12 protein-coding genes and 1 pseudogene are annotated in these 11,020 nt (G+C 65.4%); 9 read left to right on the forward strand and 4 right to left on the reverse strand.

What is annotated here, in order from left to right; translation table 11 throughout:
• Positions 1 to 30 precede the first annotated feature (30 nt).
• The 3 genes and pseudogenes from FJ960_RS28470 to FJ960_RS30240 all read left to right on the forward strand — a co-directional run bounded on the left by FJ960_RS28470 (position 31) and on the right by FJ960_RS30240 (position 1,841).
• Entirely contained in the window at positions 31 to 936 is a 906-nt protein-coding gene (locus FJ960_RS28470; RefSeq protein ID WP_140718456.1) for a LysR family transcriptional regulator, read from the forward strand.
• Between the two features lie 15 nt (positions 937 to 951).
• Positions 952 to 1,292 (forward strand): annotated as a pseudogene (locus tag FJ960_RS30235) (PAS-domain containing protein); the annotation flags it as partial.
• 105 nt (positions 1,293 to 1,397) lie between these two features.
• A complete protein-coding gene (locus tag FJ960_RS30240; protein ID WP_281406158.1) occupies positions 1,398 to 1,841 on the forward strand; it encodes a diguanylate cyclase in 444 nt (147 codons plus the stop codon).
• A gap of 18 nt (positions 1,842 to 1,859) precedes the next feature.
• Here FJ960_RS30240 and FJ960_RS28480 read toward each other — a convergent pair whose 3' ends face one another.
• The gene (locus FJ960_RS28480) at positions 1,860 to 2,081 is read right to left on the reverse strand and encodes a hypothetical protein (RefSeq protein WP_027146292.1); all 222 of its coding nucleotides are present in this window, start codon (positions 2,079 to 2,081) and stop codon (positions 1,860 to 1,862) included.
• A gap of 113 nt (positions 2,082 to 2,194) precedes the next feature.
• Complete coding sequence (locus tag FJ960_RS28485; RefSeq protein ID WP_140508513.1) at positions 2,195 to 2,422, reverse strand: polymerase; 228 nt, start codon at positions 2,420 to 2,422, stop codon at positions 2,195 to 2,197.
• 896 nt (positions 2,423 to 3,318) lie between these two features.
• Here FJ960_RS28485 and FJ960_RS28490 point away from each other — a divergent pair.
• A complete protein-coding gene (locus FJ960_RS28490) occupies positions 3,319 to 3,615 on the forward strand; it encodes a DUF1236 domain-containing protein (protein WP_140508514.1) in 297 nt (98 codons plus the stop codon).
• Between the two features lie 113 nt (positions 3,616 to 3,728).
• Here the strand turns inward: FJ960_RS28490 and FJ960_RS28495 are convergent, their stop codons facing one another.
• Positions 3,729 to 4,574 (reverse strand): helix-turn-helix transcriptional regulator, encoded by an 846-nt coding sequence (locus FJ960_RS28495; protein ID WP_140772427.1) that lies wholly within the window; start codon positions 4,572 to 4,574, stop codon positions 3,729 to 3,731.
• A 90-nt stretch (positions 4,575 to 4,664) separates the two neighbouring features.
• Between FJ960_RS28495 and FJ960_RS28500 the strand changes: the two genes are divergently transcribed.
• Positions 4,665 to 5,549 carry an SDR family oxidoreductase gene (locus FJ960_RS28500; RefSeq protein WP_140718458.1) on the forward strand — a complete coding sequence of 295 codons (885 nt, stop codon included), beginning with the start codon at positions 4,665 to 4,667 and terminating at the stop codon, positions 5,547 to 5,549.
• Between the two features lie 18 nt (positions 5,550 to 5,567).
• Here the strand turns inward: FJ960_RS28500 and FJ960_RS28505 are convergent, their stop codons facing one another.
• Entirely contained in the window at positions 5,568 to 6,266 is a 699-nt protein-coding gene (locus tag FJ960_RS28505; protein ID WP_140718459.1) for a RibD family protein, read from the reverse strand.
• Positions 6,267 to 6,403: 137 nt separating this feature from the next.
• On the opposite strand from FJ960_RS28505, the gene FJ960_RS28510 reads away from it, so the two are divergent.
• The 4 genes from FJ960_RS28510 to FJ960_RS28525 all read left to right on the forward strand — a co-directional run bounded on the left by FJ960_RS28510 (position 6,404) and on the right by FJ960_RS28525 (position 10,917).
• Entirely contained in the window at positions 6,404 to 6,964 is a 561-nt protein-coding gene (locus FJ960_RS28510; protein WP_140718460.1) for a dienelactone hydrolase family protein, read from the forward strand.
• A 261-nt stretch (positions 6,965 to 7,225) separates the two neighbouring features.
• A complete protein-coding gene (locus tag FJ960_RS28515) occupies positions 7,226 to 8,173 on the forward strand; it encodes a substrate-binding domain-containing protein (RefSeq protein ID WP_140508520.1) in 948 nt (315 codons plus the stop codon).
• A gap of 129 nt (positions 8,174 to 8,302) precedes the next feature.
• Positions 8,303 to 9,904: a sugar ABC transporter ATP-binding protein gene (locus tag FJ960_RS28520; protein WP_140718461.1), complete on the forward strand. Its 1,602-nt coding sequence runs from the start codon at positions 8,303 to 8,305 to the stop codon at positions 9,902 to 9,904.
• Positions 9,901 to 10,917 carry an ABC transporter permease gene (locus FJ960_RS28525; protein WP_140718462.1) on the forward strand — a complete coding sequence of 339 codons (1,017 nt, stop codon included), beginning with the start codon at positions 9,901 to 9,903 and terminating at the stop codon, positions 10,915 to 10,917. Before FJ960_RS28520 ends, FJ960_RS28525 begins: the two co-directional genes overlap by 4 nt.
• Positions 10,918 to 11,020: the final 103 nt, after the last annotated feature.

An 11,020-nucleotide genomic window follows, 5' to 3' on the forward strand; every position in this document is an offset into this window, starting at 1 on the left:
ATCAGCACGGCCTGTGCGGAAAGGCGAACAATGGCGGCGGATCTGGGCGACCTCCAGGCGTTCATGGCGGTGGCGCGCGCCGGCGGCTTCCGCGAGGCAGCCCGGGTTGGCAGCGTCAGTGCCTCCAGCCTCAGCGAGACGGTGCGGCGGCTGGAGAGCGCGCTCGGCGTGCGGCTCCTCAACCGCACCACGCGCAGCGTGGCGCCGACCGAAGCCGGCGCGCGCCTGCTCGAGCGGCTCGGCCCCGCGCTCGGCGAAGTCGATGCGGCGCTCGACGTGGTCAACGGTTTTCGCGGCCGCCCGACCGGCACGCTGCGGCTCAACGTGCCGGTCGTCGCGGCGAAACTGGTGCTGCCGCGCCTTTTGCCGCCTTTCCTCGCCGCCTATCCCGACATCCGGCTGGAAGTGACCGCCGAGGACAGTTTCGTCGACATACTGGCGAGCGGTTGCGACGCCGGCATCCGCTATGGCGAGCGGCTGGAGCAGGACATGATCGCCGTGCCGATCGGCCCGCGCCGGCAGCGCTTCGCCGCCGCCGCCGCTACGGCCTATCTCGACCGGCACGGCCGGCCCGGCCATCCACGCGACCTGCTCGATCATGCCTGCCTGCGCGGTCGCTTCGCCAGCGGCTTCACGCCGCCCTGGGAGTTCGAACGCGACGGTGAGGTGGTGAGCGTCGACCCAACCGGCCCGCTGCTGGTCAGCACCGGTACGGCAATGGCGCTTGCGCTCGAGGTGGCGGTCGCCGGCGGCGGCATCGTCTCGCTGTTCGAGGACTGGCTGCGCCCCTATTTCGACGACGGCCGGCTGGAGCCGGTGCTGGAGCCCTGGTGGCAGGAATTTTCAGGCCCGTTCCTCTACTATCCCGGCCGCCGCCTGACGCCAGCGCCGCTGCGGGCTTTCATCGATTTTGTCGGTGGGATGCGGTGGGGGTGATCCCGGACCGATATCGTGCCGGGTGCCGACTACCGCGACATCTTGCGCGCTTCGGCGGCGCGCGGCGAAGGCGTCACGCCGCCGGACGCTCTCGAGGAGTGGATCGCCGGCATCATGGCCTCGCAGAAACTTGTCAGTCACCGTCAGGTCCGGCTTGCCGACGGGCGCTGGCTCGATGTGCGCACCCGGCCGACCGGCGATGGCGGAAGCCTCAGCATGTTTTCCGACATCGCCGAGGCCAAGCAGGTCGAGGCCGAACTGATGGCCGCCAATGAGAAGCTGAACCTCCTGGCGCACCGCGACGGCCTGACCGAACTGTTGACGCGGCGCGCCTTCGACGAAGCGCTGGCGCGCCAATTCGCCCGCGCCAGCCGCAACGCAATGCCGCTCAGCCTGCTCATCATCGACGTTGACTGTTCAAGCGGTTCAACGACCATTACGGCCATCCGGCAGGCGAGTGCGTGCGCGTCGTCAGCCACTGCATCGAGGCGGCAGCCCGCCGGCCGGCAGACGCCGCCGCCCCCTATGGCGGCGAGGAGTTCGGGCTCATCCTGCCCGAGACCGACGCGCATGGGGCCTTCGTCATCGCCGAAAACCTCAGGAGCAAGGTGCGCGGCCTCGCTATCGGGCATGCCGGCAGCGAAAAAGGCATCGTCACCGTCAGCATCGGTGTCAGCACCTTCGAGGCCGCCGCCGCCATCGAGATCGCCGATCTTCTGAGCCGCGCCGACGAGGCGCTCTACGGCGCCAAGCCGCGGGGCGGGACCGGGTGCATGGCTGGCGTCCGCACCTCAGCGGCCAACGCTCGACCGGTTCGCGGCGCAAGACTTGAGCCTTCCCAAATCCTGGGGGCCGGGTTGCCGGTAGAGTTTGGATCGAGGCTGAGCTGGCGATTGCCTGAATGAGGATCAGGCCAGGCACCTTCAACCGCTGTGAACTGAATCTGCGCTGGCGGGATCGAGCTTCACAAGACGAGCCTTCGCCTCGCCGACGCGTTGTTGCGCCGATCGTATCCTGTCACAAAGCCTCAGATTGATACCAACGCCACAGTCCTCGTCCAGCATCGCGTTTGCACGTTCGAGGGCGAGTTCCGCTCGGTTAAGTCGCTGCCTTGCCCTGGCCAGTTCCAAGGTCAGAAGTTCCATTACTGCTGTTTCCGTGGTTACGGTCCCTTCAGGTGGGAAACCGTTGCCGGTCGTTTTGGTTCCGGCTGTTCGCGCGCAGCTGCATTCGCTGCCGCGCGCGCCCTTGACGGCCTTCAGGACGGCCTTGGATGGGCAAGGCTGGTGTCGAAAGTGTCCGGCAGGACAGGTGTGCCATTGGGCGCAGTCGAGGCTGTCGTCATCCTGTCGACCGCCGGGATGATGACCATGCGGGCATGCTGCTCCGGCCACAATGGCTTTCCGAAAAGGAAGAACGTGCTGGCGAGAAAACAAACCAGCAAGAGGATGGCCAAGGTATTGGCGATGATCTCACCAAGCTGCATTATCTCTCCTCCAAATCACGCACCTGCAATGGGCAACGAGCACCAGCGGACTAGGTTCAACGTGTGGGACCAATGCGCCTGATACTTCGGACTTCAGTCCGAGTTGCGGGTCGAACGATAAAGGCACAACCTGCCTGCGCACCGGCCGAGCCCCCACCAATGGTGGCAGCCGGAGCATGGCCCGGCCTGCTTGCAACGTACCGAGCCCTCCGCCAAGGCAGGCCGGGCTGCCTCTCCTGAAGCATCATGAACGGACCGCGATTTCCGCGGGCAGCGGCGAGCGTTGATTCCTCGGCAACGGTTAAGCCCGATCCGCGGGGTGACGGAAAGCACGCCGAGATCCGTTAGACAGGGATTGTATGGACGCATCCGCTGTCCCATCGCCTCAACTCGGCGCCACGATTGCCAGTGAAAAACGACAAGGGCCGCTACCAGCTCACGGTAAAGCTGACGAGCAGGACGGCGATCAGGGCCGATAACGGGACCGCCATCAACAGCGCCGCCTCCATAAGTCGGGCTTCCTTGTCGCTGAACATCAGGATCTCCTCACATCTCGGCCCGAAACCGGGGAATTCAGGGTTCGCCCACCGCATGGAAGCAGCGGGCGAACCCTATTGGCGCAGGAAGGGACGTTAGCTGCGCCAATTCGAAAAACACGCGCGGTCGCAGTCCGACTTTCGCCGGCTACCTGCCGGTGACCTTGCAGCGAACAACGAGCGTGAAAGGATGGTCGTTCCCGGCGGCGGCTCCGGCAGGACCATTGCGTTTTGAGATGGGACCTAAGTCTGGGGCAGGCCGGACCGAAGCCCAATCCTGGAACATTCAATCCCGCCTGAAGTTCGATCGGCAGCGCGGTGACAATGTTGTAGCTGCGTGGATTTCATATGGAGGAACTGATGAAAAAGAATCTTGCCGCCGTAGCCGCGGTTCTGTTGCTCGCAGGTGTCGGCGCGGCCGCCGCCGAGGACGTCGTCATCCAGCCCGAGCAGGAAACTGTGATCAAGGAATATGTGAAGAAGCAGCCGCTGGCTTCGGTCAAGGTTCCCGGCGTGGAACTCAATGTCGGCACGGCCTTGCCAGATACCGTTGAACTCCACGAAGTTCCCAACGTCAAATATCGCTACACCGTGATTGACAACCGGACGGTGGTCGTGGATCCGGGCACCCGCAAGATCGTCAAGATCATCGAGTAGCCGCGCCGGCCCGCCGCCCGGCTGGTGGCGGGCCGGCTACGCAAAATGCGTTGCCCGAGCAATCAAAATTCGCGCGGGTCGTTGCCGATCTCGCGCCTGCTAATCCTGCATCATTACGATGGGTCCGCCTCCTGCAGTTCGCGGCGCCGGGCCAGCGCGCGAATTCGGTCGGCGACCTTGCCGTCCACCGGGTTGTAGACGGTCAGGCTCAGATCCGGCCGGCCGTCGACCGCGAAGGCCGAATATTCGAGCTCGATGTCGCCGAGCTCGGGATGCTTCAGGCGCTTTGTCCCGTCGCCATGGCTGAGCACGTCGTTTTCCCGCCACAGGGCGGCAAACTCGGGACTGGCGCTGCAAAGCTCGTCCACGAGCTGGGCGACTTCGGACACCGCGCCGGCGCGTGCCGCGTCGGCCCGGAACGCGCCGACCACGAAGCGGGCGAGGTTCTCCCAATCGTGCTGCTTGGCGCGGATAGTGGGGCTCAGGAACATGAAACGCAGGATGTTGCGCTGACCCGGGGGCAAGGTGCTGTAGTCGGTCATCACGATTTGCGCGGCGCGGTTCCAGGCGACGACATCCCAGGTCGCCGTCTTGATCAAGGCCGGGCTTGCCTCGAGCGTGTCGATAAGGCGCTGCAGCCTGGGGCTGACGCCGTCGGCGCCGATGTAGCGGACCTCGGGCGGACGGCCCAGCCCCAGCATGAAAAGATGTTCGCGCTCGGCCTCGGTCAGCAGCAGTCCCTTGGCGATCCGGTTCAGCACGTCCGCCGAAGGCGCGCCGCCGCGGCCCTGTTCAAGCCATGTGTACCAGGTCGGGCTGATGTTGGCGCGCTGGGCGACCTCTTCCCTGCGCAGTCCCGGCGTGCGCCTGCGCCCCGAGAAGCCGAACGACGAGGGGTCCAGCCGGGTGCGCCGGTCCTTCAGAAAAGCTGCGAGCGAACCGGCGGAATTGTTGGGCATCCTGTTAGTCATTATACCATGATAAGGTCACTACTTTAATGGAATAATAGACCAGCGATACTGCGCGGGCAACTGTGCGGGAGATTTTGCATGCGTATCTTTCTTACCGGCGCCACCGGCTTCATCGGTTCGGCGATTGTCCCCGAACTTCTTCAGGCCGGCCATCAGGTAATCGGCGTCACTCGTTCGGATGCCGGCGCCGAGGCGTTGGCCGCCGCGGGCGTGGAGGTGTATCGCGGAACCCTCGAGGATCCCGAGGGCCTGCGCGACGGCGCGGCGAAGGCGGAAGCGGTGATCCACACGGCCTTCGACCATGATTTTTCGAGGTTCGCCGAGAATTGCGAAAAGGACAGGCGCGTCATCGCGGCACTCGGCCAGGCACTCGCCGGCTCCGACCGGCCGCTGGTGATCACGTCGGGCACCGGAATGGGCGCCCCCGGCCATGGCCAGTTGGCGGTCGAGGACGTCTTCAACCCCAGCCATCCCAATCCGCGCGTCGCCTCCGAACTCGCCGGGAATGCTCTGCTGGAGGCGGGCATCAACGTGTCGGTGATGCGGCTGCCGCAGGTCCATAACACGGTCAAGCAGGGGCTGATCTCGCCGCTCATCGAAATCGCGCGCCAGAAAGGCGTCTCGGCCTATGTCGGTGAAGGCCGCAATCGCTTTGCGGCGGGCCATCTCCTCGACGCGGCGCGCCTCTACCGTCTTGCAGTGGAAAAGCGGCAGCCGGGCGCGCGTTATCACGCGGTCGGCGAGGAAGGCGTCGAGGTCCGCGCGATCGCCGAGGCGCTTGGCCGGGGGCTGAACCTGCCGGCCGTTTCGATCGCGCCTGAAAAGGCGGCGGAGCATTTCGGCTGGATGGCGATGTTCGCCCCCATGGACCTGCCGGCCTCCAGCGCGCTGGCCCAGGCACGACTCGGCTGGCGTCCGACCGGGCCGACGCTGATCGCCGATCTCGACGCCATGCGACACTGACGCGCGTAAGAGGCGGCCTTAGCCAGGGGTGACGGCGTAGCGCAAATGGACGAGCCCATGCGCGAGGGCTTTGCAATCCGTGAGCGACAACCGCATCTTGCCGGCAAGGCCGCTTTCACCGAACTCGACAAAGCCCTGGTTTGCCGCCCGCGCGTCGAGCGCGGGGGCAATCAGTAGGCTGAGCTCATCGACCAGCCCCGCCGCCAGGAAGGAGCCGTTGATGCCGGCGCCGCCTTCGAGCAGCAGGCGGCGAATGCCGAGCTCACGGGCAAGCACGTCCAGCATGGCGGCGAGATCGATGCCGGGCGTTCGCGACACGATATATGACACGCCGTCGCCGGCGAGCTCGGCCAGATGGCTGTCCTCGACATCATGCCCGAGCAGCACCACGACATGGTCGCCGCCGATGTCGGGTTTGGCGAAGTGCAGCTTGCCCGAGGCATCGAGCGCCACGGCAAAGCTGCCCGCTTCGCGCCGCGCGAAATGATGCGGCCGCTCGACCTTGCCCACATGCGCGGGCGGATGCGCGGCGGCCTTGCTCATCTCGGCCATGGTGACGCGGCCGACGATCCAGGCATCACCTTCGAGGTCGTTGTGGATCTGCTCATAGAGGCCCGACCACTCCGCCCGGCTGCCGTCGGGGCTTTCGGTATAGCGGCTCGGATGAAGGCTGCCATCGAGCGAGGCAAGCATATGGCAGATGATGCGCGGCTTCATATGCTGTCTCCATTTCGTCGGCTTGGCCGCCCCAAAGGTAGTGCCGTACCGGGAAAATGGAAGCCGATGCGGTGTGCCTTGAGGCTGCAAGCCCCGGCAGGTAAAATGACTGGATCTACGTGACTATGGGCCGGCGCATGGCGAACATGATCCTGTTTCACTCGGTTCTTGGCCTTCGCCCGATCGAGCGTCATCTTGCGGAACGCCTTCGCGCCTGCGGCCATGCGGTCGCACTGCCAGACCTTTATCAGGGTGCGGCGACGGACGATCTCGACGAAGGGTTCGCGATCAAGGCGCGGATCGGTTGGGATGCCATATGCCTGAAGGCGCGAGAGGCTCTGGCCTCGACGCCGGGCGATGCGGTGCTGGCGGGCATCTCGATGGGCGCCGGCGTGGTGGCAGAATTCTGGGCGTCGCGGCCGCTGGCAGCGGGTGTTCTGCTGTTGCATGGGTTGGCGACCGTGCCTGCCAACACACGACCCGGCTTGCCGATCCAACTGCATGTCGCGGACACCGATCCACTGTTCCCTGAGCCCGACGTCAGCGCCTGGCAGGAAAGCGCGGAGGCAGCGAAAGCGGATGTGCAGGTTTTCCGCTATCCAAACGCGGGACATTATTTTTCCGACCCGGCACTGCCCGACTACGATGCAACGGCGGCCGCGCAGCTCTGGAGCCGCTCCTTGGCGTTCCTGACGTAGAAGGCCTTCGGACCGAAGAGTCCAAAGTTTCCGACAATTCCGACAAGTCGCTGTCCGGCTCTGTTATATCGATGTTGCACAAACGGTTGACCCTGGGTTAGCATCCTCTTGTTGACGCCGATCGGAGGAATTTAGGCGGTCAGCTGGAGCGGCATGCGTTCTTGGCGCAAGGAGGATGCTCCAACACTTTAACCGGCGCGTGATCCTTCCTGAAACCGGTCCCGGTTTTTAGGGACGTGCGCTTCTGTGGAGGAGGAACCCATGAACAGACGCGAATTCCTGATGACGTCCGTGGCCGCGGGCGCCATGATGCTGGCCGCACGCTCGGCTTTCGCCGCGGACAAACTGACCATTCTCGGCTCGGTGCCCAGTCTCGGCTTTCCGTTCTTCGTGCACATGCTGAACGAGATCAAGGCCGAAGCGCAGGCGCAAGGCGTCAACCTGACCGAGAGCGACGGCCAGAACTCGGCCACCAAGCAGACCGCCGACATCGAGGCGGCCCTGGTGCAGAAGGTCAACGCGATCGTCATCTCGCCGCTCGACGTCAACGCGCTGGCGCCAGCCATCGAGGAAGCGGTCAAGGCCGGGGTTCCCGTGGTGACGATCGACCGCCGCGTCGACGGTGTCCAGGGCATCCTTGCCCATGTCGGCGCCGACAACGTCAAGGGCGGCGAGGCGGAAGCCCAGGCCGTGGTTGCGGCATTCCCCAATGGCGCCAAGCTGTTCCACCTGCAGGGCCAGCCGGGCGCGGGTCCCGCGATCGACCGCAACAAGGGCGTGCACAATGTGCTCGATCCGCTGAAGGACAAGTACCAGATCATCTATGAGCAAACCGCCAACTTCGCCCGCGCCGAGGCGCTGACGGTGACGGAAGCCGGCCTTGCCGCCAACGGCAAGCCGGACGCCATCATCTGCGCCAATGACGATATGGCGCTGGGCGCGCTCGAAGCGTGTGCCGCGCGCAACTTCAGCGACGTCAAGATCTACGGCTTCGATGCGCTGCCGGAAGCGCTGGTCGCCGTCCGCGACGGCAAGCTCGCCGGCACGGTCGAACAGTTCCCCGGCAAGCAGTCGCGCACCGCCGTGCAGATCGCGGTCGCCTACGCCAAGGACAAGACTGAGCCGAAGGAGAAGCTGGTGCTGCTGACGCCCATCGTCATCGGCAAGGACAATCTCGACAAGGCGGAGAGGCTGAACGAGACGAAGTAGGGCAGTCAGCTTCGATTGATAAGCCGGCGGGACAGCGCCCCCCTCTGTCCTGCCGGACTGTCCGGCGGGACAGAGGGGGGCGTTCAAGCGCAACCTGGCTAATCTAGGGGTGACAACAAGGAGAAGTCTTTGCCTTTAGTTGAGGCCGCATCCCCGGTCCTGCTTGCCGTCGAGGGCGTCACCAAGCATTTCGCCGGCGTCACCGCGCTGAGCGATGTCTCGCTCGATGTCCGCCGTGGCGAAATCCTCGGCCTGCTTGGGGAGAACGGCGCGGGAAAATCGACGCTCTTGAAAATCCTGTCCGGTGTCATGCCGCCTTCCGGCGGCCGCATCACCTTCGACGGCGCCGACTACCAGCCGGCGAGCCCGCAGGATGCCAAGCGGCACGGCATCGTCACCATCTACCAGGAGCTCAGCCTGATCCCGACGCTGACGGTGGCGGAGAACATTTTCATTGGCCGCGCGCCGACCGGCCCGCTCGGACTGGTGAGCTGGCGCAAGATGGAGCAGGATTCCCGCGCCATCATTGCCCGCGTCGGTCTCTCCATCGACCCGATGACGCCGGTGTCGGCGCTGTCAGTGGCCGAACAGCAGCTGGTCGAGATCGCCCGTGCATTGTCTTTGAAAAGCCGCCTGATCATCATGGACGAGCCGACTTCGGCGCTGACCGAGACAGAGGTGCAGCGCCTGCTGTCGATCATGGACCGGCTGCGCAAGGACCATGTCGCGATCATGTTCGTCACCCACCGGCTGGAAGAGGCATCCGCCATCTGCGATCGCATGACCGTGCTGCGCGACGGCAGGCTGGCGGGGCATCTCGACCGTCAGGGCGGGCCGATCAAGCTGCCCGCCATCATCGAGAAGATGGTCGGCCGCGCCGCCTCCGAGCTTTACGCGCGGCCGGCGCAACGCGCGGTGGCCGGCGATGTCGTGCTTTCCGTGCGCGGCTTGCGCACCGTGCGCGACCCCGAGGCGCCGCATGCCATCGTGCTCGACGGCGTCGACATAGACCTCAAGGCCGGCGAGATCCTCGGCGTTGCCGGCCTCGTCGGCTCAGGCCGCACCGAGCTGGCACGCGCCATTTTCGGCGCCGACCGGATAGCTGCGGGAACGATCACGCTCGACGGCAGGGAAATCGCGCCTGCTTCGCCGGCCGACGCCATCGCGCTCGGCATCGGCCTGGTGCCGGAGGACCGCAAGCACCAGGCGATCTTTGCCGCGCTTGGTATCCTGCCGAACTTCTCGGTCGCCTCGCTTGGGCGTTTCAGCAACGGCTTCGGCTTCATGGCCGAGCGGCGCGAGCGCGACGCGCTGTCGGGGTTCAGGAAGATGCTGTCGATTCGCATGGCGTCGGCCGAACAGGCGATCGAAGGCCTGTCGGGCGGCAACCAGCAGAAGGTGATCCTGGCGCGCTGGCTGGCGCGCGACCCGAAAGTGCTGATCGTCGACGAGCCGACGCGCGGCGTCGATGTCGGCGCCAAGGCGGAAGTGCACCAGATCCTGGTGCAACTGGCGGCGCGCGGCATCGCGGTGATGATGATCTCGTCCGAACTGCCCGAAGTGCTGGCCGTGTCGGACCGCATCGTCACCATGCGCAAGGGGCGCATCACCGGGCAGATGCCGGGCGTCGAGGCAAACGAGGAAAAGCTGATGGAATTGATGGCGCTCGACAGGCAGGATACGCCGCGACAGGACGCGCCGGCACAGGATGCGGAAGGGCAGGCACGATGAGCATCGCCGAGGAACAGAACCAGCGTGGCGGCGTGACGATCGCCCGGCTTTTGATGAGCTTCGGGCCGCTGCTGTTCCTGGCGGCGCTGGTCGTCGTCTTCACCGTGCTGAAGCCGAGCTTCATGGACCCGATCAACCTGTTCAACATCACCAGGCAGATATCGATCACCGGGTTGATCGCGCTGGGCATGACCTTCGTCATCCTCACCGCCGGCATCGATCTGTCGGTCGGCTCGCTGCTCGCCTTCTGCGGCATGGTGGCGGCCGTGGTGGCCAAGGGCGGCACCGCCAACACGCTGTCGCTGTCGACGTCAGGCACGCAGGGCTATGGCTGGTTCGCGGCGCTGCTGGCCGCCGTCGTGGTCGGTGCGCTCGCTGGCGGCGTGCAGGGGGTCGCGATCACAAGGCTGAAAGTGCCGCCCTTCGTCGTCACGCTGGGCGGGCTGACGGTGTTCCGCGGGCTGACGCTGACCATTTCCAATGGCGGTCCGATCTCCGGCTTCGACGCCTCGATGCGCTGGTTCGGCACCGGCCTGATCGGCCCGGTGCCGGTGCCGGCGCTGATCTTCGCCGTCGCCGCCATCCTGTGCCACATCGTGCTGCGCTACACCCGCTATGGCCGTGCCGTCTATGCCGTCGGCGGCAATGCCGAAGCGGCACGACTGTCGGGCCTGCGCGTCGACCGCATCCTGGTCTCTGTCTATGTCATCGTCGGCTTCTTCGCCGGGCTCGCCGCCTTCGTGCTGTCGGCGAGGCTGAATTCTTCCGAAGCGGTCGCCGGCATCGGCTACGAGCTGACGGTGATCTCCGCCGTCGTCATCGGCGGCACCTCGCTGTTCGGCGGCATCGGCTCGGTCGGTGGCACGGTGGTGGGCGCGGCGCTGATCGGCGTGCTGCAGAACGGGCTGCAGTTCAACAACGTCTCTTCCTACACGCAAAGCATCGTCATCGGGCTCATCCTGATCCTGGCGGTGGCGTTCGACCGGTGGCTGAAATCACGGGTGAGGCGGTGAGGGGAGTTTTTTCCTTCTCCCCTTGTTGGGCCCGTTGCGCAATATTGCGGGAGGCTTGTTGTGAGGATTGAGGGCGGCCATTTTCGTTGCTTTGGAGGCTTTT

Origin of the sequence: Mesorhizobium sp. B2-3-11, assembly GCF_006442215.1 — a bacterium.
Lineage (GTDB): Bacteria > Pseudomonadota > Alphaproteobacteria > Rhizobiales > Rhizobiaceae > Mesorhizobium > Mesorhizobium salmacidum.

Coding starts and splice junctions, on each gene's coding strand:
- FJ960_RS28525 (WP_140718462.1), top strand. CDS start 9,901: ATGAGCATCGCCGAGGAACAGAACCAGCGTGGCGGCGTGACGATCGCC.
- FJ960_RS28510 (WP_140718460.1), top strand. CDS start 6,404: ATGGCGAACATGATCCTGTTTCACTCGGTTCTTGGCCTTCGCCCGATC.
- FJ960_RS28490 (WP_140508514.1), top strand. CDS start 3,319: ATGAAAAAGAATCTTGCCGCCGTAGCCGCGGTTCTGTTGCTCGCAGGT.
- FJ960_RS28505 (WP_140718459.1), bottom strand. CDS start 6,266: ATGAAGCCGCGCATCATCTGCCATATGCTTGCCTCGCTCGATGGCAGC.
- FJ960_RS28480 (WP_027146292.1), bottom strand. CDS start 2,081: ATGGAACTTCTGACCTTGGAACTGGCCAGGGCAAGGCAGCGACTTAAC.
- FJ960_RS28470 (WP_140718456.1), top strand. CDS start 31: ATGGCGGCGGATCTGGGCGACCTCCAGGCGTTCATGGCGGTGGCGCGC.
- FJ960_RS28500 (WP_140718458.1), top strand. CDS start 4,665: ATGCGTATCTTTCTTACCGGCGCCACCGGCTTCATCGGTTCGGCGATT.
- FJ960_RS28485 (WP_140508513.1), bottom strand. CDS start 2,422: ATGCAGCTTGGTGAGATCATCGCCAATACCTTGGCCATCCTCTTGCTG.
- FJ960_RS28515 (WP_140508520.1), top strand. CDS start 7,226: ATGAACAGACGCGAATTCCTGATGACGTCCGTGGCCGCGGGCGCCATG.
- FJ960_RS28495 (WP_140772427.1), bottom strand. CDS start 4,574: ATGCCCAACAATTCCGCCGGTTCGCTCGCAGCTTTTCTGAAGGACCGG.